The sequence below is a fragment of the Rhizobium sp. Nf11,1 genome (genome assembly GCF_050587665.1).
Lineage (GTDB): Bacteria > Pseudomonadota > Alphaproteobacteria > Rhizobiales > Rhizobiaceae > Rhizobium.
The window spans coordinates 60,866-85,520 of sequence record NZ_JBOBHU010000002.1 but is presented as its reverse complement, the minus strand read 5'-3'; the positions used below and the strand labels follow the sequence as shown (position 1 = coordinate 85,520).

Genomic DNA, 24,655 nt, shown 5'->3' with positions numbered 1-24,655 from the left:
AAGCTCGAGTCGACGTCAGGTTCAACTCCTATCGATTATCGAGACCGTCGGCGCCGATGCGTGATCCTGGCGACAGGCTCATATTCTCCCGAAACCGGCCTCCAGAAAGGCCTGCCGTTGAGACGCTACCCGGCATCAAAAAGGGCAATCACGAGGCCGGTCATGGCGCGACAGGCAAGGCCGGCCGGCAAGTCCTCCTGCTGGACGAAGACGGCGGCTGGTGCGGCTGCGGAACCGCCTGGAAACCTGCCGAAGACGGGCATTCGGCGACAATACTCTCGCACGACCCCTTCATCGGCAAAGAGCCTCAGCGTACGACCGCCGACGTACCACTGCGCCAGACCCTGAAGAGACTGGGCTTCAAATGGCTCAGGCCGTCGAGATCGGCGGCTGCGCCGCGCCGCCCTAAGCCCCTTATGCCTTCCATGAGGGCCGGCGAGTCGGACCTGGATATTTGATTCCCGGCGCCGAAAAGTGGCGCGGAAAGCGTCAACCTGTACATATTGCGCAGGACTAGTCCAGACTGCGTCACGAAAAGCCGATTGACCGACAATATCGGCGCGCGCCAATTGCTCCATCGCCAGGGAACACTAAACTAAGCCCGACCGGGGCCATGATGGTCTACGGTCTGAAAGCCACCGCTCCATCGATCACCCCATATGATGGACGGGGATTACATCCATACGCACTCCATCCCGTGCGTATGCCAACTGCCTGTCAGCCTGCCGAAGGCTATCTCGAGCGGTCCACTTCAGAACCTTCGGCAGGCGACTCTTGGATGGCGCCTTGAATGTGCCCTATGCGCACGCTGGCTAATCGTTTCATCACGGGATCACCATCAAAGCAGCAGTTCCAAGGCCTTGCCAAGTGCAGCCGGTTCTGTCAGTTCCTGCCGACTGGCCAGGAAAATCCGACAGATGGGAATTATCGATAAAGCATTTAAAAGGTCTGCGTTTCCGACGCCCGCCACGCGCGAGCTCTGCCTGGATCGGCTTGCCCCGGCCAGCAATACCGACACCTGGATCACGTTGAAACTTGCCCGCCTGCCTGCCGCTTACTGCGCTCTGGCTTCTTATCCGCTAATATACAGCCAAGCCTCGTCCGTCATGCCCTGGCAAGCGTGAGGAGAAAGATGACGCTCGGCGACGTGCGAACAAAAAGAGGGACGTACTTCATTCTGATATCTAAGTGGCCGAGGTGTCGCGCCATGCGCGACGTCAGATGAAATAGGGAGGAGAGCATGACGGAAAACAGCGCCCAGCCATTCTCTTTCCGATTCCACGGTTCGTCTTTCGACAATATGGTGGAAACCCTCGGCGGCGCTTTCGGCGCGTTTGATGCCGAGCCTGTCGGCCGCGCCAAGGACTTTCATTGGGGATTGGATTTTTCGGTGGCCGAGAGCGCCGTCCTGCTGACGGGCTACCATGAGGCGGAGTTCCAATTCAACATCGAGCCGACTGTCAGCACGGCGGAGTATCTGTCGCTCGTCGTGCCGCGCCGTGGCGGCATGGGAGTCACCTATGGGACGCGCAAGGCCGAGGCCGGGCAAGGCAAACTGCTTCTCTACAATAATTTCGAACCCGACAGCGTTCTCATGCACGGGCAAGGCAACGTCATCGACGAACTGCTGATCAACTGGCCCGTAATCCTCCAGACGATCGGCCATACGTTCGAAATGCCGTTCAGCGGCTCGCTCGACCTTCTGCCCGAACTGGATCTGTCGACGCCGGCCGGACGGACGATCGGCAACCTCACCGAAACGATCATTTCAGGGATGCGCGACGACGGTCCCCTGCTGCAGTCGCCGATCGCTATGGCTCACATGACCCAGGCGCTCGCCGATCTCGTCGTACGCATGGTGCCACACCGGCTGTCGCATTTCCTTGACAAAGGCGCCGCCCTTATCGCTCCGAGGCATGTGCGCAGAGCCATCGAGTTCATGCAGGCCAATATCGATCAGCCGATCACCATGCCAAAGGTGGCGGAAGCGGCCGGCGTCTCCTGCAGAGCCCTCGAAACCGGTTTTCGCGCATTCAAGGGAACGTCCCCCGCCGCTTATCTGCTGACGCTTCGTCTGCGCGCCGCACGGCAGGATCTAATCGATCCCGAGTGCAGGGATACGATGAAGGCCATCTGTCTCAAATGGGGATTCTTTCATTTCGGCCGCTTTTCCGCGGTCTACAAGGCGACCTATGGCGAATACCCGTCCGAAACGAGAAAGCGCATGAGCCGCCGGTAACTTGCAGCTGAAGCGCACCGCGATCTTTCAGCTTCGCTCTTTGCGCTTTCGGTTTTTAAGGCTTGGCCAATCGGTAGTGCACTCGCATTGTCCTCGGATCCCGATTGACGACTTGAAGCATATCATCACGCTCCGCCAGCGCGCTGAGGTCCCGCAACACAAGGGCATGCGCGATCCCCAGCATGCGCGCAAAGGAGCGGCTGTCGGAAGCGATCCCGAGCTCGGCAGCGACGAGCAGACCGGCCTGCAAGGAGGTCAGTCGGAGGTCCCTATCCTGCGCCGCAGCGACAAGGGCAAGAAACCGGTCGGCGCCGATAGCCTCGTTGCTCACGCGGCGTCTCGCTTGCGCAAGGAAACCATGATCGATTTCGAGGTCGGCGTATCGCTTTCCTCGCCGGCGCTGCCAAGCGGCACGAGCACGTTCAGTTCAGGGTAATAGCCGGCAATGCTGCCCCGCGGAATATCATAGGGCACGAAGCGGAAATCCCGCGCGATACGCTCGATGCCGTCATCGTGCTCGCCGAGCACGTCGACACGGCCACCGGGCTCGGCATTCATCGCCTTCAGATCCGCCGGATGAATGAAGATGACCTGCCGCTCTCCGTAGACACCGCGATATCGGTCATCGAGACCGTAGACAGTCGTATTGTATTGGTCGTGCGACCGGAACGTCTGCAGAGCGAAACGCCCCTCGCCTTTTCGCGCACGCTGATGCACGGTCTCCTCTGGAAGCGCCGGGCAAGAAAATGATGCCCTGCCTGCCGGCGTCTGCCACTCCCGATGGGCGGCCGAGTTGCGCAGATGGAAACCGCGCGGCTTGCGCAGGCGGGCATTGTAGTTTTCAAAGCCGGGAATGGTCGCCGCGATATGATCGCGGATGCGGTCGTAGTCGTTGGCGAGTTCCGCCCAGTCGACCACGGAGGAGCCGACCGTCGCCTGCGCAATGCCGGCAATGATGGCGACTTCCGAGAGGAGATGCGGCGAGGCCGGCCGGTTTATGCCGGCGGATCCATGCACCATGCTCATCGAATCTTCGACACTGACGAGCTGGCCACTGCCGGCAGCGTTCAGGTCCATCTCGGTGCGGCCGAGGCAGGGCAGAATGAAGGACGCCTCGCCTGGCATCAGATGCGAATGGTTCGGCTTGGTGGCGATGTGCACCGTCAGTTTCAGCCGCCGCAGCGCCTTTTCGACCAGCGCGCTGTCGGGCGTGGCGCGGGCGAAATTGCCGCCAAGGCCGATGAAAGCTTCGGCCGAGCCATCAAGCATCGCCCCGATTGCGGCAAGAACATTGTGGCCATGGTTGCGGGGGACGGCAAAGCCGAAATGTTTCTCCAGCGCATCGAGGAAATCGTCCGACGGCTTTTCGTTGATGCCGACGGTGCGGTCGCCCTGCACATTGGAATGGCCGCGAACCGGGCAGAGGCCGGCGCCCGGCTTGCCGATATTGCCGCGCAGGAACATGAAGTTGGCGATCTCGCGGATCGTCGCCACCGAATGCAGATGCTGGGTCACACCCATCGCCCAGGTGCAGATGACCCGTTCAGCCCTGATATAGACCTCGGCCGCCCGTTCGATCTCCTCACGGCTCAGTCCTGACTGGTCCTCGATATCTGCCCAGGCCGTCGCCTCGACCGCGGCCCGGTATTGCGCAAAACCGGCGCAATGGTCGGCCAGGAACGCATGATCGAGAACCGGCGGCAGACCGGCGGCAATCGCAGCGTCTTCCGCGGCCAGCACCGCCTTTGCCATTCCACGCACCGCGGCCATGTCGCCACCGAGCTGCGGCTGCAGATAAAGGCTGGCAATGTCGGTCGAGCCGCCGCGCAGCATCTCGATCTTGTCCTGCGGATCGGAGAAACGCTCCAGCCCGCGCTCGCGGATCGGATTGAAGACGACGATCCGCGCGCCGCGCATCGCCGCCCGGCGCAGGTCGCCGAGCATTCGGGGGTGGTTGGTGCCGGGGTTCTGGCCGATCACGAAGATCGCATCTGCCTCCTCGAAGTCCTCCAGAAGCACGGTGCCCTTGCCGACGCCTACCGCCTGGTTCAGGGCGATTCCACTTGCCTCGTGACACATGTTGGAACAATCGGGAAAGTTGTTGGTGCCGTAGATGCGCACGAACAGCTGATAGAGGAAGGCAGCCTCGTTGCTGGCGCGGCCGGACGTATAGAACTCCGCCCGATTGGGATTATCGAGGCCCTTCAGAATGCTGCCGACCTCGGCAAAAGCATCCTCCCACGCCACCGGCAGGTAACGGTCGCTCGCAGCATCGTAACGCATCGGATGGGTGAGGCGGCCATTGAGCTCCAGCTCGTAATCCGACAGCCGGCGAAGCTCAGAGACCGTGCTCGCCGCGAAGAAGGCGGGTGTCGCCCGCTTTTCCGTGGCCTCCCATGCGACGGCCTTCACGCCGTTCTCACAGAATTCGAACGACGATCCGTGTTCCGGATCGCCCCAGGCGCAGCCAGGGCAATCGAAGCCGTCCGGCTGGTTCGCCTTCAGCATCGTCCGCGCCCCCGAGAGAGGCATGCCGCTTTGCAGCAATTGTTTGCCGCAGCTTTTCAGAGCGCCCCAGCCGCCGGCTGCCGCCGATTTCTTCCCAATGAATTTTGTGTCCATGCGCCCTGTATTGATGAAGGGCGCTAAACATCAAGGGCGTACGAATGATGACTCGATAGAAGAAACCTATCGAGAGAGCTGAAGCGCGTGCTTCTAACCGGTTTCCTTCAGGGCATGCCCGTTCTCGCGGGAATGCGCCAGAATACGGTTGCGACCTTGCGTCTTGGCCTCATAGAGCGCGGCGTCGGCCTCTGCCAAAAGCCGGTTCGGGCTGGTCCGCAGGGTCGCGCCTGTGGCGCAGGATATGCCGATGCTGGCGGTGACCCGCCCGAACTCGCTGCCGGAATGAATGATATTCTCCTGGGCTAGGCGACGCGCGAATTGTTCGGCGACGATCATCGCTCCCTTGGCGCTGGTGTCGGGAAGAAACACGGCGAATTCCTCTCCGCCATAGCGCGCGACGATGTCCGCCGGCCGACTGACGGACTGGCGCAGACACTTGCTGACGACGCGCAGGCATTGGTCGCCGGCGGGATGGCCATAGGTATCATTATAGGCTTTGAAGCGGTCGATATCGACCATCAGCAGGCTGAATGGCGTATTTTTCCTGGCGCTGCCCGCCGTCTCACGTGCGAAGGCTTCGTCGAAAGCGCGGCGATTGACAATGCCGGTGAGCCCATCGGTCTCGGCAAGATTCTTCAATTGCTCCGCCGACAGCCTCAGCGCGATCTCCGCCTGTTTCGTCGCCGTGATGTCCGAGACGACGGCCATCGCCGTGCCATCTCCGGCAATCCTTGTGCGGATGCTGCGCCAATCACCGTTGTGAAGCTGAATTTCCTCATCCTTATTGCTGTGCAGGGAAGCGGCTGCGGTCTTGATCCACTCTTCCGCATTACCCTCTGCGATAGCGGGCCGCTCGCCGGTTTCGACGACGCGGCGCAGGATGTCGCTGATATGCGCGCCGACCACACGGGCAGCCCCGGAGAGCGGAAAGGCGTGACGGTATTGATCGTTGCAAAAGAGAAGAAAGCCTTTGCTGTCGTACATGGCGATGCCATCGGACATGTTCGCCATCGCATGCGACAACAGCTTCTTGCTTTCGCGCAGCTCCCGCTCCAGCGCTGTGCGCTCCGTTACGTCACGCGTTACGCCCGCAAGACCGATGATCCGTCCCTGCTTGTCCCGCACCGGCACCTTGGAAGCAAGCAGGAAGCGGCCTTCGATCCGCTCGTTGGAGTCGATCAGCGGCGTCCCTGTCTCCATCACCTGCTGCTCGAGATGATACAATTCCTCAGCGAGCGGCTGCGACATCAGATTGAAATCCGACAATCCGGTCATCTCCGCCGTCGTTCTGAAACGGAAGAGGCGCGTCATGTTTTCGTTGACGGTAATGAACCGGCTGTTTCGGTCCTTCACATAGAGATAGTCCGGCGATTGCGAAAATGCCGTCACCAGGATGCTTCGTTCGAGCTCCCATTGCTGCGTCTTCAGGAGCACAAAGCCACCGATCACGGTCGCCAGACAATTCAAGGCCGTCAGGGGAAAGCCCACTCCGGCCAGCACATGGGCGGTCACGAGAGTGGGAAGCAGGGCCATCGCTGCAACCAGTATCGCGCCAAGGGCAAGGCCCAGCAGAACAACATCCGTGAAGCCAGGAGATCTCTTGAGGGTCCAGAAATGGCCGGCCACGCCGATGCCGGTTGCGAATGCAATTGTGATAATCCCGTCGACCATCGCCGTGCCGCCGACAGCAAAGCGAAAGACGATCGCCAGCGACGCAGCAAAAGCCGCCGCAATCGGCCCTCCGAACATACCGGCCAATGCAAGCGGCGCAAAACGCAGGTCGATATAGATGCCAGGATGGAATTCGATCGCAAGCAGTATGGATCCGATGGAGGCGCCGCCAGCTATTATCCCGAAGGCGATCTTCTCCTGCCTGAAGGAACGGCGCTGAAACTGGATCGAAAAGAGCGCCCAGAGCGACATCGCCAGAGACACGAAGGAAAGGTTGCCACCAAATTGCGTCCAGATGCCATTCACCGCGTTGGGTCCACCTTCCAAACCATGTAACAACCCTGTCATACGACAATAGTGGTTTGGGCTTCGTTAAATCGGGCAGCTGGATGCCCTATTCACCGACTGATGCACCAGATATCACGCTCCTCTACGGATGCTTGCTGGGTTGGCGCCCTTGTCCCGGGCCATCGCAGGCCAAGGTTTCTCGTTTTAGCTCCGATTCCACCCGGAAGCGTTATTGGTTAGACTGCAGTGTCGAGCACGAGCGGCAAACGAATATGGGATGCGGATAGCTGACATGAAGACGCGACATTGGGACCGCAGGGGAGACGGCGGGCTTACCTTTACCGAACTCGGGTTCGGCACCGCACCACTCGGCAATCTTTATCGGGCGATAACAGATGAGGAGGCGGCAGCGGTTTTAGATGCGGCCTGGCAACACGGCATCCGCTACTTCGACACCGCGCCGCTCTACGGGCTTGGCCTCGCCGAGAGGCGGGTTGGCCGCTTCCTCGCAACGAAGCAGCGTAAAGACTACGTCGTGTCGACAAAAGTCGGCAGGCTCCTCAAGGTCTGCCAACCCGAACAGCGGACCGGCATCGGCAAATTCTTCGATACGCCCAGTCGCCGAGAGGCTTTTGACTACAGCTACGATGGCGTCATGCGATCTTTCGAAGCGTCCTTCGAGCGCACCGGGCTCGACAGCTTCGATATTCTGTTCGTGCACGACCTGGATGTCTTCAATCACGGCACCAAGGCGGCCTGCGACCATTATGTCGAGCAATTCATGAGCGGTGGCTATCCATGACCTCGCTACGCGACCAGCGAGTGGTGAAAGCCATCGGTGGCGGAATAAACGAGTGGGAGATGTGCCAGACGCTTGCCGAGCGTGGCGACTTCGACCTTTTTCTGCTCGCCGGACGCTATACCCTGCTTGAGCAGGAGGCGTTGGAATCCTTTCTCCCCCTGTGCGTCGCCCGCAATATCGGCATTGTGCTCGGCGGGCCGTATAATTCCGGCATATTGGCGACAGGCCCGATTGCCGGCGCGCAGTATAATTACTCTGACGCCCCGTCACACATCCTCGACAAAGTCCGGCGCATCGAGCACATCTGCCTGAAATACAATGTCGCTCTCTCAGACGCGGCTCTCAACTTTCCGTTCTTCCACCCGGCTGTCGTTTCCGTCATCCCGGGCGGCCAGACAATCGATCAGGTGGTGTCAAACGACCGCGCGCGGAACACACATATCCCTCACGAGCTGTGGGAGGAGCTGAAATCGCTTGGCCTAATGCGCGGTGACGCCCCCCTCTCGCCCTGACTTACCTTCTTCATAGCGGACGTACAAATGGCCTTGCACATCAAACGAATATACGAGCCGAAAGAAGACCGTGACGGCACCCGTATTCTGGTCGACAGGTTGTGGCCGCGCGGCTTGAAGAAGCAGGAGGCCGCAGTCGATGTCTGGTTGAAGGACATCGCGCCGAGTCCGGCGCTGCGCCGATGGTTCGGCCACGAACCCGCAAAATGGAGCGAATTCCAGCGCCGCTATCGGGAGGAACTCAAAAAGAATTCATCGGTTGTCGAGGAGCTCGAACGCCTAACCGGGCCGTCGGACGCCACACTTCTCTATGCGGCGAAAGACCAGCTCCACAACCACGCAATCGTGCTTCAGCGCTTCATCGGCGACGACTGAAGCGCTTCGAAAATTTCCGGGAACCTTTCCGAGCGATCTGCATCCAATGCTCGCTTCCATCCGACATAAGGAGACAGATCATGTTCAAACGAATTCTGGGCGCAACCTTCATCGCGGCATCGCTCGGCACCGCCTCAATCGCCGCCGACGCCAAGCCGACCGACCCTCAGATCGCCCACATCGCCTATACGGCGGGGCAGATCGATGTCACCGCCGCGGAGCAGGCGTTGAAGAAGAGCAAGAATGCGGAGGTCATCGAATTCGCCAAAACCATGGAGCGCGACCACAAGGCCGTCAACGACCAGGCGCTCGCCCTCGTCAAGAAGCTGAAGGTGACGCCTGAGGACAACAAGATCAGCCAGTCGCTCTCGACCCAGGCGAGCAAGGAACTGAAGACGCTTGAAGGCCTCGACGGCGCGGCCTTCGACAAGGCCTATGTCGAAAACGAAGTCGCTTATCACAAGTCGGTCAACGATGCCCTTGCCAAGGTGCTGATCCCGTCGGCTCAGAACAAGGAGCTGAAATCGCTGCTGGAAACGGGCCTGACCCTGTTCAAGCAACACCAGACGCATGCCGAGCATCTCGCTTCGATGATCAAGTAGGGTCGCGATGGGCTCGCTGATGAAATTGCTGCCGCTGTTGTTGGTGCTGCTCTGGGGAAGCAGCGGGGTCGCCTCAGCGGCGGAATACCAGGTCACCATCGCAGGCATGAAATTCGGCGCGCCGCCTGCCGAGCTGCATGTCGGCGATGTGATCGTCTGGCGAAACAATGATATATTCCGGCATACGGCGACAGCTCGCGACAAGAGCTTCGATGTCGATCTGCCGCCGAAATCGGAAGCGCGGATGACGGTCGGCCGGGCGGGAGCGGTCGATTTCTATTGCCGTTTTCATCCCGCCATGACGGGCAAACTGGACGTCCGGCCGTAAGGCCGGGCTCCGATCCAAAGCAATGCGGAGACTTGCATGACAGCCATTGCCGTTCCGGTCGCGCAACGCCGGCAGAATATATCAGCACTCGCCGATGCCGAGCTCGTGTCCCTTGCAAAGCAGGGTGACGAGCCTGCCATCCGCGCCATTGTCCAGCGTCACAACCAGCGCCTGTTCCGCACCGCGCGCGCCATCATCCGCAGCGATTGGGAAGCGGAAGACGTCGTGCAGGCCGCCTATGTCAAGGCCTTCACCAATCTGGCGACATTCCGCGGCGAGGCCGCGCTTTCGACATGGCTGACCCGGATAACGCTTAACGAGGCGCTGGGCCGCGTGCGCGCACGAAAGAACACCACCGGGCTTGAGGAAATCGACATGCAGACGACATCGGGGGGCGGCGAAGTCCTCCAGTTCCCCTCCTCGCTCTCCGCAACCGATCCGGAAAGTGAACTGTCGCGAAGCCAGGCGCGGCATCTTCTCGAACAGGCCGTCGACGGACTTCCGGACGAATTTCGCGCCATCTTCGTGCTTCGCGAGGTCGAGGGCATGAGCACGGAGGAGGCCGCATCCTTTCTCGGCATCAAACCCGAAACCGCCAAGACCCGGCTGCATCGGGCGCGCAAGCTGATGCGCCAGTCGATCGAGAAACAGCTCTCAGGCGCATTCTCGGCGCTGTTCCCCTTCGACGGCGCCCGCTGTGCCTCCATGGGCGACCGCGTCATCGCAACCCTTCGCCAGGCATCGTGATATCGGGCAATAGCACGCGCGTGCTTCGACGCAGCAGGTGAGAGACGGGCTCGCTCACCCGCGAGGCCACATCTCGCTCGGGCTGGAGCCGCCGACCGGAGAGCGCAGTCTGAGAGCGATGATATCCGCTTTCGGCACTGCCTTGCTGTAAAGGAACCCTTGCGCCGAGCCGCATCCGTTTGCGGCAAGAAAGGCAGCCTGTTCGGCGGTTTCGACGCCTTCCGCCACCACATTCTGGCCGAGACAGCGCGCGATCGAGAGGATCGCCTTCACCAGTTCCTCATTGCGCCTGTCGGCGCTGTTGATGAAAGACCGGTCGATCTTCAGCGTGTCGATCGGAAAGCGCGCCAGATAGTTCAGCGCCGAATAGCCGGTGCCGAAATCGTCGATGGCGATCGAAAATCCCATGCTGCGAAGTTCAGAGAGCGTCTGCAGCGTCTCGTCCTTCTGATCGAGGAGAAGGCTTTCGGTGATTTCGATTTCGATCCATTCGGCGCGGCAACCGGTCTCTCCGAGAATCTCGGTGATCGACTTTACCAATCCGGCGGATTGGAATTGTTTGCCCGACAAGTTGACCGCCACCTTGTGCGGCGCCTGGCTGCCGTCATTCAATTCGACCGCGGTGTGGCAGGCTTCGCGCAGCACCCATCGCCCAAGCTCGACGATCAGGCCCGTATCCTCTGCGACCGGAATGAAACGGTCGGGAGGGATCATCCCCATCTCGGCGTGACGCCATCTTAGCAAGGCTTCGGATCCGACCATCGCGCCGCTGTCCAGAAGCACCTTCGGCTGGTAGTGCAGTTCCAGCTCTTCGCGCTCGATCGCTCGCCGCAATTCCGATTCCAGCCGCATGCGTTCCTCGGCATTCGCCGTCAGGTCCTTGGAATAGAAGCGAAAATTATTTCGCCCTGAACGCTTGGCGAGATACATCGCCGAATCGGCGTATTTCACCAGGTCATTGGCGTCGGCGCTGTCAGCAGGATAGAGCGCGATGCCGACACTGCAGGAAATGAAAACCTCCTTGCCATCCAGCAGGAAGCCATCCTTAAACTTCTCGAGAATGTTGCTGGCGATGCGGCCGAGATCGTCGCCTTGCCTGAGATCGGGCAGCAAGATGGCAAACTCGTCGCCGCCCAGACGGGCGACAGTGTCGTAATCGCGCACGCTAGCATTGAGGCGCGCGGCGGCCTGACAGAGCAGATCGTCGCCGACGGGATGGCCCATCGTGTCGTTGATCACCTTGAAATGATCGATGTCGATCAGTATCACGCCTGCCCGCTGGCCCCGCGATCCGGCCGAGGTGATCATCTGCCGTAGCCGATCGTTGAACAGCGACCGGTTCGGCAGCGAGGTCAGGGGGTCATAGAAGGCCATCTGGTGGATCTTCTGGCGCGAGGCATTCAGCTCCGTCACGTCACGCGCCACCCCAAGAACCCCGACGACCTCTCCCGCCGCATCCATCACCGGCACCTTGCGTGTTTCAAGAAGAATGGATTGGCCATTCTCCTGCGAAACCACCCACTCCTCATCGCTGAAGATGCACTCGCCAGCCTCGATCGCCGCCTTGTCCGATTCCAGAAAAAATCGAGCCCTTTCGATACCGAACAGATCGAAATCCGTCTTTCCGACAACCTCGGCTTCCGTCAATCCGGTCAGCCGCTCGAAGGTGTGGTTGCACAGGAGATAGAATCCATCCATGTCCTTGACCCAGATCATGTCGGGCATGGTTTGAAGCACGCTGAGCAGCTGCGTCCGCACGGAATTGATGGCGTCTTCAGCCCGTCTTCGCTCAGTTATATCTCGCGAGAATGCCAGGAGCGTGGTGGCAGTGGTCGGATCGGCGCTCGGTCGTCTCGCCACGGAAAGCTCGAACCACCGCGTTTCGCCGCTCGGCAGGGCGATGCAGATGCATCGGCCGTAGGCAACTCCCTCCTGGCCGGCCGTGCGAAGAGCCTCCATCGCGATAGCTGCCTGCTCCGGCGCAAGAATCTCGTTGACCGTCTTGCCGAGCAGCATCTCCTTCTGCTGGGCCAGCAGTTCCGGGTTTCTTGTCCAGACCTGGAGATAGCGGCCGTCCTCATCCACCTCGAACAGAACATCCGGGATGGCGGTGAGGATACCTTCCGCGAATTCGAGCGCCTTCCTGAGCTCCTGCTCCGCCTGCTTGTGCTCGGTAATATCGACAAGGGCGCCGATCAGGCCGGCCGGAGCACCGTTTTCCCCTGGCAACACCGCCTTGTTGAAAACGACGTCCCGTACCGCACCGTTCGCGGTGAGCATCTTTCGTTCGGAGTGCTGGGCTCCGCCTCTCTCGCGGTGCGCCGCGTTATCGACGAAATGGAGTTCAGGCAGATGGTTCGAGGTTAGATCGAAATCGGTTTTCCCGATGATCTCTTCACGTCGGTAGCCGGAAAAATCTTCGAATGCCTTGTTGCAGCCGAGATAGTGGCCTTGCGGGTTCTTGTAAAAAAGCGGAAGCGGAAATGGCCCCAGCAAAGCGTCGAGAAGCGCTTTCCGGTCGATTGCGACGTCCTGATGTTGCATTCCTTTTCCCTCGCCCTCTCCATCTTGCATAAGAAGAGTGGGCTGCCGAGGCGACTGGAACGAGGACTTCGTCATGCGTTTACTCACCATGAGTAACAACCGGATATCTCATCCACCGGCTGAGTGTTCTTCCAAGAAAGCCGCCCAAGTCATTTGAGGGGCGCGGATCCGCTACATCAAGCACGTCGTCGACCCGGAACACTGCGGTCAGAAAATTAAGAGATCGCTCCGTCTGTGGCGGCGCTGCAATTTTCGGCGCGCGATACGGATCGTCCGCGCGCAAAGTGGATAGTCTCGTCGGCAAAATCCCGTCCGCTCGGTCTTTCATTTTCGTTGCGGGAAGACTTACAGGGTTTCAGCGGGACAGCTTGGGACGCGTAGCCGGCGGGCGACTGGGCAAGGGCGAGCTTGCGGCGCGCGGCTACAGCGTCGGCGAGGATTTCGATTGCAGCCTCGTTCCCGGCACGTCGATCATCGGGATGGCACTGTCGAAACACAGGAAGCCTCCGCCCGCATGGTGCTCGACCGCGACAATCAGGTCGCGTTCAGCCGGTTCAAGGGATCGCTGCCGTTTCGCACCGACGTCGGCGGGCTCGATCATTGTGGCAAGCTCGGATTGGAGATGATCGAGGCCAAGAACGGTGAAGTCAGCGCCCAGTCGCAGGCCATGCCGAGCCAGATGTCGGAAGGCTTGATTGTGCTGTGGTGGGAGACATTTTCAACAACAGGACCATGTTTTCGCAAGAGGTTCAAAGACGCCTGCAAGACTGCTGATGCAGCGCTGAGAAGGCTCCTCCGCATTCGCCGGCAGCGTAGCGAATATCCATAATTCGCAACCATGTCCAATAAGCGCAGCAAACGGTGTGCCGACGGTGCATCTTCTACCGGAAATTGGGAAATTAACAAACGCTCAAGTTTTCCAGATACATCTTTCATTTGCTATTTTTTGTCTTGCGTCATGGTGTGTTTTGAAGTTGGCTCTTTCATACTCGCTTGCTCGAATTACGAGCGCCCTCCGCAGTCTCAAAAGTGACAGAGGCGGCAACGTCGCGATCGTCGTCGCCCTTAGCCTCGTACCGATGCTCGTCGCCGTCGGCGCGAGCTTCGACTATATCCGCAGCTACAATGTCCGGCAGAGAATGCAGAGCGACCTTGACGCGGCCCTGATCGCAGCGGTCAAGCAGATCAACAACACCGAAGATACCGACGCTCTCAAGGAGAAGGTTTCCGACTGGTTCCACGCACAGGTGGATAACAGCTACACGCTTGATGATATCGATATCGATACCGTGAACCACAACATCACGGCGACAGCAAGCGGCACCGTTCCGACGACATTCATGAAGATCGCCAACATCGAGACCGTTCCGGTCAGCGTGGGAAGCGCCGTTAAGGGCCCTGCCACGTCCTATCTCAATGTCTATATCGTTATCGATACATCCCCGTCGATGCTGCTGGCGGCAACGACGTCAGGTCAGTCGACCATGTATACCGGCATCAAATGCCAGTTCGCCTGTCACACGGGTGATTCGCACACCATCGGCAAGACGACATACGCGACCAATTATGACTACAGCAAGGAAAAGAAGATAAAGCTGCGCGCCGATGTCGCCGGCGACGCCGTGCGCGAAGTGCTCGACATGATCGACGAATCCGACGAGAATCATGAACGCATCAAGGTCGGATTATACAGTCTGGGGGATACGCTTTCGGAGGTTCTGGCACCGACGCTGAGCACGGATACGGCGCGCGCCCGCCTCGCCGACAGCAGCTACGGCCTCACCAGCGCGACCTCGAAGGCCGCCACTTATTTCGACGTTTCTCTTGCGACGCTCAAAAAGAAAGTCGGCGCCGGAGGGGACGGGACCTCCTCGGGCTCGCCGCTCAAGCTGGTTCTCCTGCTGACGGACGGTGTCCAATCACAGCGCGAATGGGTGACGAATGGCTCAAAATACTGGCCCAAGGTAGCGCCCCTCAATCCCGCTTGGTGCGACTATCTGAAGAACCAGTCAAACACGATGGCCGTGCTCTACACCGAATATCTGCCAATCACCACGGACTGGGGCTATAACGCAACCGTCGGCTCGACCATGGCGAGCGCCAACTGGAAGAGCACCTGGGGCGGCACCATGGACAGCGGCGTGTCGACCAGCATTTCGAGACGCGATTATATTCCCTACGCACTTGCCGACTGCGCATCGTCAAAGAGCCTCTTCATATCGGCATCGTCGTCGACGGAAATCACAGCGGGCCTGTCGACGCTCTTCACTCAATATCTCTCTTCCGTCCGGCTGACCCAATGACCGCAAGAAACCGCTTTGCCCTGCTTCGCCGCCTGCTCGGCGATCGCAAGGGGGTGGCTGCGATCGAATTTGCGATCCTGGCCCTGCCGCTCTTCATCATGATCTTCGGCATCATCGAAGTGTCACTGATGTTCTTCGTCAACTCCTCGCTGGACGCTTCCGTTCATAAAATCTCCCGGATGATCCGCACCGGCGAGGTGGCGTCATCGAAGATCACATTGAATAGCTTCAAGGCCAAGATCTGCGACGACATGCTTTTGGCTTTCAGCTGTTCCAGCGGTCTCGTCGTCAAGGTCAGCGTGCTCTCCGACCTGTCGTCCGCAACCAGCACCGATCCCATCGACGACAGCGGCAAGCTCGCCGTCACCGAGACCTATGATATCGGCAAGGGCAGCGATTACATTCTGGTACAGGCGTTTCTGCCATGGGAAGCCTCGGTCAATTTCTTCAGCCTGTCGAGCGCCAAGCTTTCGGACGGCCGCTATCTCCTTGGGTCCTCCGCTCTGTTTCGCAATGAGCCCTTCTGAGATGATCATGAAACGGAACCTCCCCCTTCTCAGCCTCGCCCGATCCTGCATCGGTCGCCTCGCCTGCGACCGCACGGCCGCTTCGGGCGTGGAATTCGCATTGGTGCTGCCGATCCTGATCGTGCTGCTGTTCGGCACCGTCGATCTTGGCCATGCCCTCACCGTCAGCCGCAAGATAGACGAGATCGCTTCCAGTACAGGCGATATGATCGCGCAGCAGAGCACCTGGGCGAAGACCGACGTCACCAAGCTTCTTTCAGGCGCGAGCTTCATCCTCCAGCCCTATGAGACCACCGGGCTGACGATTACGGTCACGGTCAATGATGTCGACAATAGCGGCAAGGCGACCGTCAACTGGTCCGCCGCGTTCAACACCTCGTCGCTTGCCTCTGGGACGACAAGCGCGATCGACATACCGGCGAAGATCCAGGAGACGGGCGTCCAGGTGGTGCTGACGCGGGTGCAATACACATTGACCACACCGGTGTCGGCGTTTTTCTCGAACTTCACGGGACAGAACGGCTACAGCTTCGACCACCATTTCTTCAATCGCCCGCGCGTGAGCGACACGATCAGTTACAACTAGACTGAATGTTCGTGGTCGTTGGATTATGAGGTCCACGGTCGCTTGCCGTCACGCCGACGATGATGCATTGCGCGCCGCCTCGGCCAGCCTCCTTCGACCGAGAAGAATGCGGGATCAGCGCGCCACTATGGAGAGCTTGCCAAGACATTCGAACAGCAGAACGATTGAATGACATGCATATGAGCGCGTCGCTGCAACGGCGATCCAGCGCTTCGCCCTATCGCAGGCCGATTACCCCGAGCCGGTTCACCCCGCGAGCTTGACGATGCCGTAGGGATTGAACTTGAACTCATCCACGTCATAGCTGGAATCGAAGGAGAGGCTTGCGCCCCGCGCTTTGAGCGTCGAATGGAGACCCTGCTTGCCGATCTCGTCGGCAACTGCATCCATAATGGCAATGACCTGGCTTTCGCTGCCTGATGTCTCCGGCACATAGACCTCCGGCAGCCCCACCAGATGGAAGCCGACGCTTTCCAGATAACCACGCGCCGAGAGCGGCCGCTTCGCGAAAGCCAGCCGCCCGATGCGCTGCTGGGCGAGCGGATCGCTGGCATTCTGCGCTTCGGCGCCTTGGCCGATCAGCACTCTCCATCGATCGAGCCCATGTGCGATGCCGGCGCTTTCGCCCTTGACGGCAACCGCTCCCGCCTCGATCAGCCGCTCGACGAGACGCAGCGCCGTCATCGACACCTTGACGGTGTCTGCCTGCGTCATGCTCGGCCCGAGGACATAGAGGACGGATTGATGATCGGCGACGGCTTTCTCGTCCGCCTCGTTCCAGGCATCGGGCTCGACCCGATCCCAGCAGACGTCGAATGACCGGTTCATGCGGTCATCCGGCTCTGCCTGCGAATAATCCTCATCGACGCTGAAGCCGGTGGCGAAATCACCGATCGCTTTGGCCGCCGCTTGGGACAAGCGGCTGAGGTCGCGATCTCTCCCGAGAAAACAGAGAACATGCCGGGGTGTCACCGACGACGCCTCCCCCCGGGTGATTGCTTCCGGGCTGGTGTCGATAGCGAAAGAAGGTTTCCAGCCGATCAGGCCCCATAGAGACCCCAACAGCGCGCGACGCACGATATGCAAGATCAATGCCTCCGTTCGGTCGAATCTTTACAGCTTACGCTTGTAAACATTTGGCGTAGCAAACGAAAGCGGGATCATCGCCCAGGCGATGCGTCGCGCCCTTAGATTAGCTCAGGCCCAGCTGTCCTCTGGCGTAGATGCGGATGCGGCATTGTCGATGACGGGATGAATGCGCCCCGCCGCTGCGAGCGGATCGCGCCACAACGCAAAGGCGCCGTCAGACTGGAAGATCGGCCTAACCGGTCAGTCCGTTCCGCCGATCGTACGGAGCAGGGCTTCCGCTCCTCACCTGTCGCCGCCATAATGGATGTCGCTCTGGACCGCTTGGAGCTAAGGAGTGATCAGGTGAACATCAAAAGCATCGGATTTGTCGGAACCGGCGTTATCACCGAGGCGATGGTTCGCGGGCTTCTCGCTGAACCGGCCTATGTCTTGGAGATTCACGTCTCTCCACGAAGCGCCCACATCGCGGAAACGCTGGCGGACGCATTCTCAGCCGTGAACATTGCCAAGGACAATCAGGACGTCGTCGATCGCAGCGACATGGTGTTCCTGGCGATACGGCCGCAGGTCGCCGAGGAGGTCGTCCGGGAATTGTCGTTCAGGGCGGGACAGACGGTCGTCAGCGTCGTGGCGGCGACGGAGCGCCATGCCCTCCTCGACTGGATCGGCGCCGACGTGCATCTCGTGCAGGCAATCCCCCTGCCTTTCGTCGCAACGCGCCAGGGCGTCACCGCCATCTACCCGCCCGATGATACGGTCGCAGCGCTGTTCGACACGCTTGGGACGGCCGTCCAATGTCAGTCGAGGAAGGAATACGACCTTCTCGCAGCCGCAAGCGCAACGATGTCCACCTATTTCGGAATCATGGAAACGGTCGGCGTCTGGCTGGAAACGAGCGGCCTCGAAAGAGCGAAAGCAAATGCCTACATCGCCCCTCTCTTCGCGAGCCTGGCGCAAAGGGCAAGCGGCCCCGGCGCCGAGCCGTTCAGCACGCTGAGCCGCGAATTCGCAACCAGGGGCGGGCTGAACGAGCAGGTTCTGACCGACTTCGAGAAAAAGGGCGGCATCGCGGCGCTGACCGAAGCGCTCGACGGCGTGCTCGCCCGCATCGAGGGCAGGAACTAAAAAGTAGGCGGCGTGCAGGCGCTGATAACCTCGCAGGCCACCGGCCCGATGCAGCGGAACCGATGCGGGCGCCGGCTTTCGAAATAATAAGCGTCACCTGGCCCCAGCACGCGTCGTTCGTCGTCGACCGTGACCTCGAGCCTTCCCGAGAGCACGATCCCGCCCTCCTCTCCCTCGTGGACAAGAGGAATTTTTCCAGTGTCGGCACCCGGCTGGTAGCACTCCTTAAGCATCTGCAGGCTGCGCCCGAACAGGGTTTCGCCAACCTGCTTGTAGGAAATGGCACCCTTGCCGATCTCCACCAGCTCCTCAGCCGCGTAGAAAGCCTTTTTCGGACGTTCGGGTTCGAAGGCGAAGAATTCCGCCAGCCCGATCGGGATGCCGTCGAGAATTCGCTTCAGGGCTCCAACCGACGGATTGGAGGCGTTCGATTCGATCAGCGAGATCGTCGAGTTCGGAACACCGGTGCGTTTGGCCAGCTCACGTTGGGAAAGCTTGTGGGCGATGCGAAGATGGCGAAGGCGGCTGCCGATATCGACTGACATGATGGATCCGTTTGCGTTGTTCAGAATATCTAAAATGTGTCGCACGGGCCAAGATATTTCAAGACCTTGCGCCGGTAAAGAAAAGGACTTGTTTGCAAAGGAGAAATCATCATTCTCGACCCATCCCAAGGAGGCCAGAATGGATCAGATGAACAAAACGAACGCGCCCGTACTCGAAAATTTCTGGATGCCATTCACGGCCAACCGGCAGTTCAAGGCCACGCCGCGCCTTTTGGCCGCCGCGGAGGGCATGTACTACACCGACGTTGACGGAAACCGGGTTCTTGACGGCACGGCCGGGCTCTGGTGCTGCAATGCCGGCCACGGCCGCAAGAAGATCTCCCAGGCGGTCGAGCGCCAGCTTGCCACTCTCGATTATGCCCCGACCTTCCAGATGGGCCATCCGATCGCCTTCGATTTCGCCGCGAAGCTCGCCGAAACCGCGCCGGGCGGGGCTGACGCCAAGCTCGACCGTGTATTCTTCACCGGCTCCGGTTCGGAATCGGTCGATACAGCTCTGAAGATCGCTATCGCCTATCAGCGCGCGATCGGCCAGGGCACACGCACGCGCATCATCGGCCGCGAGAAGGGATATCACGGAGTCGGCTTCGGCGGCATTTCCGTCGGCGGCCTCGTCAACAACCGCCGCGTCTTCCCGCAAATCCCGGCCGACCATATGCGCCACACGCTCGACATCGAGCGTAATGCCTTTTCCAAGGGTCTTCCAGCCCATGGGGTGGAACTGGCCGACGATCTCGAACGCCTGGTGCAGTTGCACGGCGCCGAAACCATCGCCGCCGTCATCGTCGAGCCGATGTCGGGATCGGCGGGCGTGGTGCTTCCGCCGAAAGGCTATTTGGAGAAGCTGCGCGCCACTGCCGACAAGCACGGCATCCTGCTGATCTTCGACGAGGTCATCACCGGCTTCGGCCGTCTCGGCACACCTTTCGCGGTGGATTATTTCGGCGTCGTGCCTGACCTCGTCACCACGGCAAAGGGCCTGACCAACGGCGCCATCCCGATGGGCGCAGTCTTTGCCAGCCGTAAGGTCCATGACGGACTCATGGTCGGACCTGACAATGCGATCGAACTCTTCCACGGCTATACCTATTCCGGCCATCCGGTCGCATGCGCCGCCGGCCTTGCCACCCTCGAAATCTACGAGGAAGAAGGGCTGCTGACACGCGCAGCCGAGCTTGCCGACCACTGGCAGGAAGCCGTTCACTCGTTAAAAGGCCTGCCTCACGTCGTCGACATCCGCAATCTCGGACTGGTCGGCGCAATCGAACTCGCTCCCCGTGACGGGGCACCTGGAACCCGTGCCTACGACGTCTTCGTCGATTGCTTCAAGAGGGGCCTGCTGATCCGTGTGACCGGCGACATCATCGCGCTTTCCCCGCCGCTGATCGTCGAGAAGGACCAGATCGACACGATTGTCTCGACGATCGGCGATGCGCTGAAGCGCGCGGCATAATCCCAACCGGCTCTGAGGGCTCTCGCAATGATCGCCGACGGGCTCTTCGAACCGTTCCCCTTCGACGAGATCTACGGAATCCAACAGATTTTCACGTCGGGATCGTCTGCCGGCGGCTCCGGCCAAGCCGAAATCCTGCGAGGTTAGCGCTTCACGGTCTGTGACGGCAACTGGCCGAAACGCTTCCGGTAGTCCGCTGCAAATCGCCCGAGATGGGTGAACCCCCATCTCAGCGCGATTTCGGCGATGGCCTGGGTTCCGTCTGATTCCAGCAGATCGCGATGGGCGGCAGCCATCCTGATTTCATGCAGATAGGCGATCGGAGTGGTGTTCCTGAACTGACGGAAGCCCTGCTGCAAAGTTCGAACGCTTACTTTGGCCGCCATGGCGATTTCGCTGAGCGAGATCGGTTCGGCGATATGTTCCTGCATGAAATCCATGGCCCATTTCACATGACGCGGGGCCGGGAGAGGCGCGGAGCGCGCCAGTTCCTCCGAATAGTGATGGGGACATGTCTCCAGAAGCAGGTACACCGCTGCATCGCAGAGCGATTTGACTGCAAGAGGTGAGCGTTGCAGCAAGCCGTTGCCACTGAGGCCGCTGTGGAGGTTCGAGACGAGTTGCTGCAGGAGAAACCCCGGACCGGCCGTCAGATCGATGTCGGTGCGAAAGCCGACATCGCCGCTGATCGTCCGCTCGCACATATGGGTGAGCTGCGCAGCGATCTTGGCGCGGTCGATGAAAAGGCAGAAATGACGGCGGGGGCCGACGATCCTCGTTCCCCTGACGGCGCCCTGTTCCAGGATTACGCCGCGACCCGGAAGCGAATATATCGGCTCCCGCTTGCCGCCGAACAACATCATCCCCTGTGTCGGCAGGAATATAGAAAGTTTATCGGCGACCCCGTCTCGCCTGCTGGAAATCGAACCTTCGTAAGAGCAATCAGCGACGCTTACATCTTCCATCGAGATGAAATTGCAGCGATATCCAATGGGCGTCGTGCCTTCCGCCGAAACGCTTATCTTGGATGTCGGCGTTGACAATGCTTCTGCGAGCTGATCCGCGTCCGTTCCGTTCTGCACGGTTGCCCGAAAAGACACATTCGCTACTCCCGACGGTTGGACCAGGTTGCCAGGGGCATGCCAATCGGAGCTAGCGGACATTCGTGACCTCGCAAAAGATGACCGCAAGTGACAAGCGTATCATCTCATTCATTCCTCCTGCCGTCTATGCGCGTCAGCCGTATCGGCTAACGGCAAGATCCCTCGCATCGATATCAGGCGTGGCGCCGCCGACGAGGTCGCTGATCAGCCGCGCCGAACCCGTGCTCATGGTCCAGCCGAGCGTGCCGTGACCTGTATTGAGGAACAGGCCTGCGATCTTGGTCGGGCCGATGACCGGCGTGCCGTCCGGCGTCATCGGGCGCAGGCCGGACCAGAAGGAAGCCCTGGAAACGTCGCCCCCCGGGAAAAGATCGGTGACGGAATGTTCGAGCGTGCTGCGGCGGGCGAGACCGAGATCGTTGGTATAGCCTGATATTTCGGCCATGCCGCCGACGCGGATGCGGTCGCCGAGCCGGGTGATCGCGATCTTGTAGGTTTCGTCCATGACAGTCGATTCCGGCGCGCGCGCGGCGTCGGTGATCGGGATGGTCAGCGAATAGCCCTTGACTGGATAAACCGGCAGGCGAATGCCGAGCGGCTTCAGCAGCAGCGGCGAATAGCTGCCGAGCGCGACCACGACGGCATCCGCGCTCAACCGCTCGCGCCCGCGATCAAGATCGCGATCGGTGACGATCCCGCGTACGCGGCCGGCCTCGACGTCGAGAGCCTTGATCGTCGTCCCATAGGCGAAACGGACGCCGAGCGCCTCGGCTCTGTCGGCGAGCGCATTGGTGAACTTGAAGCAATCGCCGGTTTCGTCCTTCGGCGTCAGCAGCCCGCCGACGATCTTGTCGCGCACGTGCTTCAGCGCCGGTTCGACGCGAATGCAGCCATCTCGGTCCAAGACCTCGTAGGGAATGCCGTCGGCGGCGAGCGCCTTGACGTCCTTCGCCGAGGCATCGAGCTGCTGCTGCGTGCGAAACAGCTGCAGAGTTCCCTGCATGCGTTCGTCATAGGTGATACCGGTTTCGGCGCGAAGCTCGGCGAGCGCGACGCGGCTGTAATCGGCAAGACGCAGCATGCGGCTCTTGTTGATCGCGTAGCGCTCGGAGGTGCAGTTCGACAGCATCCTCGCCATCCAGGAGAGCATGGCCATGTCCAATTTCGGGCGCAGGATGAGCGGCGCATGCTTCATGAACAGCCATTTCATGGCCTTCATTGGAATGCCGGGTGCCGCCCATGGGGAGCAATAGCCGAATGAGACTTCGCCGGCATTGGCAAAGCTCGTCTCCAGCGCTGGCCCCGATTGCCGATCGACGACGGTAACCTCGTGGCCTGCCTTGGCCAATTGATAGGCGGATGTGACACCGACGATGCCGGCGCCCAGAACGATGACTTTCATGATGTCCCCAAGGATGGAGCCAGCCGGCTCTCAGCGATATTGCCTGTGATACCGATCGCCGAGACCGGTCAGGATTTCATAAGATATGGTGTCGGCATCCCGCGCAATATCCTCGAGCGTCTGATGCGGACCGAGCACCTCGACAAGGCTGCCGAGCGTCAGCGCGCCTTCGGGCAGCGCCGACATATCGACTGTGATGCTGTCCATCGAAACGCGGCCGACGATCGGCAGGCGGGTGCCTTGGTAATAGACGGCGCCGCGGTCGCTCAGGCAGCGCGGCAAGCCGTCGGCATAGCCGGCGGCAATGGTGGCGAGACGCATTTCCCGTTGCGCGACATGCGCGCCACCATAACCAACCTTGGTGCCCGGTGATACGGTCCGCGTCTGCACGACGGCAACATCGAGACTGACGACCGGCTCCATCGGGTTCGCCGGGCCGGCGCTCGGAGCGCCGCCGTAAAGCGCGATGCCCGGCCGGGCGAGCACGCCGTGATAGGCTTTGCCAAGGAAAACCCCGCCGGAATTGGCGAAGGAGATGTCGAAGCCTGGAAATTCGTCGGCGATGCAGGACATTTCTGCCAGCTGGTCGCTATTCTGCTGACCCTCGGTCTCATCTGCCGAGGCCAGGTGGCTCATGATGAACAGGACTTCGATGTTGGTGCCGTTGCGAAGGGCTGTCGCCAGTTCCGCCCTTTCCTCCGGGGGAAAGCCCAACCGCGACATGCCGGTGTCGAATTGCAGGACGGCAGGCAGGCAGCGCTTCAGCGCGCGCGCCGCCGCCGACCATTGCTGCCACTGGGCGAGCGAATTGAGGACCGGTACAATGTCCAGTTCGGCGCAGGCAATTTCATTGCCCGGCTGCAGGCCGTTCAGAACGAATATCTGGGCTTCCTGCGCGAGCGCCGGCCGCAGCCGCGCTGCCTCGACGAATTGAGCAACGAAGAAGTGCCGGCAACCTTGGGCGTAGAGAGTTTTCGCCACCCGCTCCGCGCCGAGGCCATAGGCATCGGCCTTGACAACGGCGCCTGCGCGCACCGGGCCCAGCATCGACACGAGCTTCCGATAGTTGCGGCCCAGTGCCGCAAGATCGATCGTCAGAAAGCCCGTGGCTCCCTGCGTGATCGTGGCAGTACGTGCATGGGAGACCAAAATAGCGCTGTCCATGTTCACCCTCTTGTTTCCATCGAGTGTATGAAAGAATAAGCGATATTGCCGGTCATTTTGTCTTATAATATTGCACAGCTTGCATATTATGCGCATAATCTACGAAACTTTGGAACAATCGAGCATGCCTGCCCTCGACACGACAGATCGCAACATCCTGAGGCTGCTGCGCCTTGACGCCAGGATGAGCAATGCCAAGCTTGCTGCCGAAATCGGCCTTTCGCCATCGGCCTGCCTCAGACGTATCAAGATCATGGAAAAAACGGGCGTGATCCGCGGCTACACGGCGCTTCTCGATACGAGCAATGCGGACGCGATGATTGCCGTTATCATCAACATCACCCTCGAACGGCAGACGGAGGATTATCTCGACCGTTTCGAGGCGGCCGTCCGCCGTCATCCGGAAATCCGCGAATGTTTCCTGATGACGGGTGGATCCGACTATCTGCTGCGCGTGGAAGTCGCCAATGCCGGCGAATTCGAACGGATCCACAAGGAAATATTATCGGCCTTGCCAGGCGTCCTCAGGATTCACTCCAGCTTCTCGATCCGCAACGTCCTGGCGACGCGCACCAAAAGTAAGCGATGAGCAGGCGTCGGCCTG

The 24,655-nt window shown here is 60.3% G+C and carries 21 protein-coding genes and 2 pseudogenes; 14 read left to right on the top strand and 9 right to left on the bottom strand.

All coding sequences use genetic code 11. The features are described 5' to 3' along the window. Positions 1 to 917 precede the first annotated feature (917 nt). Both ACQ7C1_RS03285 and ACQ7C1_RS03280 read left to right on the top strand, forming a co-directional pair. Positions 918 to 1,124: a hypothetical protein gene (locus ACQ7C1_RS03285; protein ID WP_221128071.1), complete on the top strand. Its 207-nt coding sequence runs from the start codon at positions 918 to 920 to the stop codon at positions 1,122 to 1,124. Positions 1,125 to 1,240: 116 nt separating this feature from the next. After that, positions 1,241 to 2,239 carry a helix-turn-helix transcriptional regulator gene (locus tag ACQ7C1_RS03280; protein WP_430957306.1) on the top strand — a complete coding sequence of 333 codons (999 nt, stop codon included), beginning with the start codon at positions 1,241 to 1,243 and terminating at the stop codon, positions 2,237 to 2,239. Positions 2,240 to 2,294: 55 nt separating this feature from the next. Here ACQ7C1_RS03280 and ACQ7C1_RS03275 read toward each other — a convergent pair whose 3' ends face one another. The 3 genes from ACQ7C1_RS03275 to ACQ7C1_RS03265 all read right to left on the bottom strand — a co-directional run bounded on the left by ACQ7C1_RS03275 (position 2,295) and on the right by ACQ7C1_RS03265 (position 6,883). After that, a complete protein-coding gene (locus ACQ7C1_RS03275) occupies positions 2,295 to 2,570 on the bottom strand; it encodes a hypothetical protein (RefSeq protein WP_097601205.1) in 276 nt (91 codons plus the stop codon). Beyond that, positions 2,567 to 4,861 carry an FdhF/YdeP family oxidoreductase gene (locus ACQ7C1_RS03270; protein ID WP_430957305.1) on the bottom strand — a complete coding sequence of 765 codons (2,295 nt, stop codon included), beginning with the start codon at positions 4,859 to 4,861 and terminating at the stop codon, positions 2,567 to 2,569. Before ACQ7C1_RS03270 ends, ACQ7C1_RS03275 begins: the two co-directional genes overlap by 4 nt. Positions 4,862 to 4,954: 93 nt before the next feature. Continuing rightward, positions 4,955 to 6,883, bottom strand: coding sequence for a diguanylate cyclase (locus ACQ7C1_RS03265; protein ID WP_430957304.1), 1,929 nt, complete (start codon positions 6,881 to 6,883; stop codon positions 4,955 to 4,957). A gap of 232 nt (positions 6,884 to 7,115) precedes the next feature. On the opposite strand from ACQ7C1_RS03265, the pseudogene ACQ7C1_RS03260 reads away from it, so the two are divergent. From ACQ7C1_RS03260 to ACQ7C1_RS03240, 5 genes and pseudogenes are all read left to right on the top strand, one after another. Beyond that, positions 7,116 to 8,137 (top strand): annotated as a pseudogene (locus ACQ7C1_RS03260) (aldo/keto reductase). A gap of 27 nt (positions 8,138 to 8,164) precedes the next feature. Next, positions 8,165 to 8,512, top strand: coding sequence for a DUF488 domain-containing protein (locus tag ACQ7C1_RS03255; protein WP_430957303.1), 348 nt, complete (start codon positions 8,165 to 8,167; stop codon positions 8,510 to 8,512). Between the two features lie 80 nt (positions 8,513 to 8,592). Then, on the top strand, positions 8,593 to 9,114 hold the full coding sequence (locus ACQ7C1_RS03250; protein WP_430957302.1) for a DUF4142 domain-containing protein: 522 nt from the start codon (positions 8,593 to 8,595) through the stop codon (positions 9,112 to 9,114). A 7-nt stretch (positions 9,115 to 9,121) separates the two neighbouring features. Beyond that, on the top strand, positions 9,122 to 9,442 hold the full coding sequence (locus tag ACQ7C1_RS03245; RefSeq protein ID WP_430957301.1) for a cupredoxin domain-containing protein: 321 nt from the start codon (positions 9,122 to 9,124) through the stop codon (positions 9,440 to 9,442). Between the two features lie 36 nt (positions 9,443 to 9,478). Further along, positions 9,479 to 10,189, top strand: coding sequence for an RNA polymerase sigma factor (locus ACQ7C1_RS03240; RefSeq protein ID WP_430957300.1), 711 nt, complete (start codon positions 9,479 to 9,481; stop codon positions 10,187 to 10,189). A 54-nt stretch (positions 10,190 to 10,243) separates the two neighbouring features. Here ACQ7C1_RS03240 and ACQ7C1_RS03235 read toward each other — a convergent pair whose 3' ends face one another. Beyond that, positions 10,244 to 12,733, bottom strand: a complete 2,490-nt coding sequence (locus ACQ7C1_RS03235) for a sensor domain-containing protein (RefSeq protein ID WP_430957299.1) — start codon at positions 12,731 to 12,733, stop codon at positions 10,244 to 10,246. Positions 12,734 to 13,119: 386 nt separating this feature from the next. Here ACQ7C1_RS03235 and ACQ7C1_RS03230 point away from each other — a divergent pair. The 4 genes and pseudogenes from ACQ7C1_RS03230 to ACQ7C1_RS03215 form a co-directional block, all read left to right on the top strand. Further along, positions 13,120 to 13,518, top strand: a pseudogene (locus ACQ7C1_RS03230) (carbohydrate ABC transporter substrate-binding protein); the annotation flags it as partial. 183 nt (positions 13,519 to 13,701) lie between these two features. Further along, positions 13,702 to 15,036: a TadE/TadG family type IV pilus assembly protein gene (locus ACQ7C1_RS03225; RefSeq protein ID WP_430957298.1), complete on the top strand. Its 1,335-nt coding sequence runs from the start codon at positions 13,702 to 13,704 to the stop codon at positions 15,034 to 15,036. Beyond that, positions 15,033 to 15,563: a TadE/TadG family type IV pilus assembly protein gene (locus tag ACQ7C1_RS03220; protein ID WP_097601197.1), complete on the top strand. Its 531-nt coding sequence runs from the start codon at positions 15,033 to 15,035 to the stop codon at positions 15,561 to 15,563. The genes ACQ7C1_RS03225 and ACQ7C1_RS03220 overlap by 4 nt, the downstream gene beginning before the upstream one ends. Before the next feature lies 1 nt (position 15,564). Continuing rightward, entirely contained in the window at positions 15,565 to 16,149 is a 585-nt protein-coding gene (locus ACQ7C1_RS03215) for a TadE/TadG family type IV pilus assembly protein (RefSeq protein ID WP_085781804.1), read from the top strand. 246 nt (positions 16,150 to 16,395) lie between these two features. On the opposite strand, the gene ACQ7C1_RS03210 is transcribed toward ACQ7C1_RS03215, so the two are convergent. Beyond that, positions 16,396 to 17,235 (bottom strand): hypothetical protein, encoded by an 840-nt coding sequence (locus tag ACQ7C1_RS03210; protein ID WP_430957297.1) that lies wholly within the window; start codon positions 17,233 to 17,235, stop codon positions 16,396 to 16,398. A 345-nt stretch (positions 17,236 to 17,580) separates the two neighbouring features. Between ACQ7C1_RS03210 and ACQ7C1_RS03205 the strand changes: the two genes are divergently transcribed. Beyond that, on the top strand, positions 17,581 to 18,363 hold the full coding sequence (locus ACQ7C1_RS03205) for a pyrroline-5-carboxylate reductase (protein ID WP_430957296.1): 783 nt from the start codon (positions 17,581 to 17,583) through the stop codon (positions 18,361 to 18,363). Here the strand turns inward: ACQ7C1_RS03205 and ACQ7C1_RS03200 are convergent. Further along, positions 18,360 to 18,908: a cupin domain-containing protein gene (locus tag ACQ7C1_RS03200; RefSeq protein WP_085781805.1), complete on the bottom strand. Its 549-nt coding sequence runs from the start codon at positions 18,906 to 18,908 to the stop codon at positions 18,360 to 18,362. The two genes, ACQ7C1_RS03205 and ACQ7C1_RS03200, sit on opposite strands and share 4 nt — an antisense overlap. Positions 18,909 to 19,047: 139 nt before the next feature. Between ACQ7C1_RS03200 and ACQ7C1_RS03195 the strand changes: the two genes are divergently transcribed. Next, positions 19,048 to 20,382, top strand: coding sequence for an aspartate aminotransferase family protein (locus ACQ7C1_RS03195; protein ID WP_430957295.1), 1,335 nt, complete (start codon positions 19,048 to 19,050; stop codon positions 20,380 to 20,382). A gap of 143 nt (positions 20,383 to 20,525) precedes the next feature. On the opposite strand, the gene ACQ7C1_RS03190 is transcribed toward ACQ7C1_RS03195, so the two are convergent. From ACQ7C1_RS03190 to alr, 3 genes are all read right to left on the bottom strand, one after another. Then, positions 20,526 to 21,545, bottom strand: a complete 1,020-nt coding sequence (locus ACQ7C1_RS03190; RefSeq protein WP_430957294.1) for an AraC family transcriptional regulator — start codon at positions 21,543 to 21,545, stop codon at positions 20,526 to 20,528. A gap of 73 nt (positions 21,546 to 21,618) precedes the next feature. Continuing rightward, positions 21,619 to 22,887, bottom strand: a complete 1,269-nt coding sequence (locus ACQ7C1_RS03185) for a D-amino acid dehydrogenase (protein ID WP_430957293.1) — start codon at positions 22,885 to 22,887, stop codon at positions 21,619 to 21,621. Positions 22,888 to 22,917: 30 nt separating this feature from the next. Beyond that, a complete protein-coding gene (gene alr, locus ACQ7C1_RS03180; RefSeq protein ID WP_430957292.1) occupies positions 22,918 to 24,051 on the bottom strand; it encodes an alanine racemase in 1,134 nt (377 codons plus the stop codon). A 124-nt stretch (positions 24,052 to 24,175) separates the two neighbouring features. Here alr and ACQ7C1_RS03175 point away from each other — a divergent pair, with 124 nt between their 5' ends. Further along, positions 24,176 to 24,640 (top strand): Lrp/AsnC family transcriptional regulator, encoded by a 465-nt coding sequence (locus tag ACQ7C1_RS03175; RefSeq protein ID WP_085782073.1) that lies wholly within the window; start codon positions 24,176 to 24,178, stop codon positions 24,638 to 24,640. The last annotated feature ends 15 nt before the right edge of the window (positions 24,641 to 24,655 follow it).

Coding starts and splice junctions, on each gene's coding strand:
- ACQ7C1_RS03270 (WP_430957305.1), bottom strand. CDS start 4,861: ATGGACACAAAATTCATTGGGAAGAAATCGGCGGCAGCCGGCGGCTGG.
- ACQ7C1_RS03185 (WP_430957293.1), bottom strand. CDS start 22,887: ATGAAAGTCATCGTTCTGGGCGCCGGCATCGTCGGTGTCACATCCGCC.
- ACQ7C1_RS03190 (WP_430957294.1), bottom strand. CDS start 21,545: ATGTCCGCTAGCTCCGATTGGCATGCCCCTGGCAACCTGGTCCAACCG.
- alr (WP_430957292.1), bottom strand. CDS start 24,051: ATGGACAGCGCTATTTTGGTCTCCCATGCACGTACTGCCACGATCACG.
- ACQ7C1_RS03280 (WP_430957306.1), top strand. CDS start 1,241: ATGACGGAAAACAGCGCCCAGCCATTCTCTTTCCGATTCCACGGTTCG.
- ACQ7C1_RS03235 (WP_430957299.1), bottom strand. CDS start 12,733: ATGCAACATCAGGACGTCGCAATCGACCGGAAAGCGCTTCTCGACGCT.
- ACQ7C1_RS03255 (WP_430957303.1), top strand. CDS start 8,165: ATGGCCTTGCACATCAAACGAATATACGAGCCGAAAGAAGACCGTGAC.
- ACQ7C1_RS03200 (WP_085781805.1), bottom strand. CDS start 18,908: ATGTCAGTCGATATCGGCAGCCGCCTTCGCCATCTTCGCATCGCCCAC.
- ACQ7C1_RS03265 (WP_430957304.1), bottom strand. CDS start 6,883: ATGACAGGGTTGTTACATGGTTTGGAAGGTGGACCCAACGCGGTGAAT.
- ACQ7C1_RS03175 (WP_085782073.1), top strand. CDS start 24,176: ATGCCTGCCCTCGACACGACAGATCGCAACATCCTGAGGCTGCTGCGC.
- ACQ7C1_RS03195 (WP_430957295.1), top strand. CDS start 19,048: ATGGATCAGATGAACAAAACGAACGCGCCCGTACTCGAAAATTTCTGG.
- ACQ7C1_RS03250 (WP_430957302.1), top strand. CDS start 8,593: ATGTTCAAACGAATTCTGGGCGCAACCTTCATCGCGGCATCGCTCGGC.
- ACQ7C1_RS03240 (WP_430957300.1), top strand. CDS start 9,479: ATGACAGCCATTGCCGTTCCGGTCGCGCAACGCCGGCAGAATATATCA.
- ACQ7C1_RS03215 (WP_085781804.1), top strand. CDS start 15,565: ATGATCATGAAACGGAACCTCCCCCTTCTCAGCCTCGCCCGATCCTGC.
- ACQ7C1_RS03220 (WP_097601197.1), top strand. CDS start 15,033: ATGACCGCAAGAAACCGCTTTGCCCTGCTTCGCCGCCTGCTCGGCGAT.
- ACQ7C1_RS03245 (WP_430957301.1), top strand. CDS start 9,122: ATGGGCTCGCTGATGAAATTGCTGCCGCTGTTGTTGGTGCTGCTCTGG.
- ACQ7C1_RS03285 (WP_221128071.1), top strand. CDS start 918: ATGGGAATTATCGATAAAGCATTTAAAAGGTCTGCGTTTCCGACGCCC.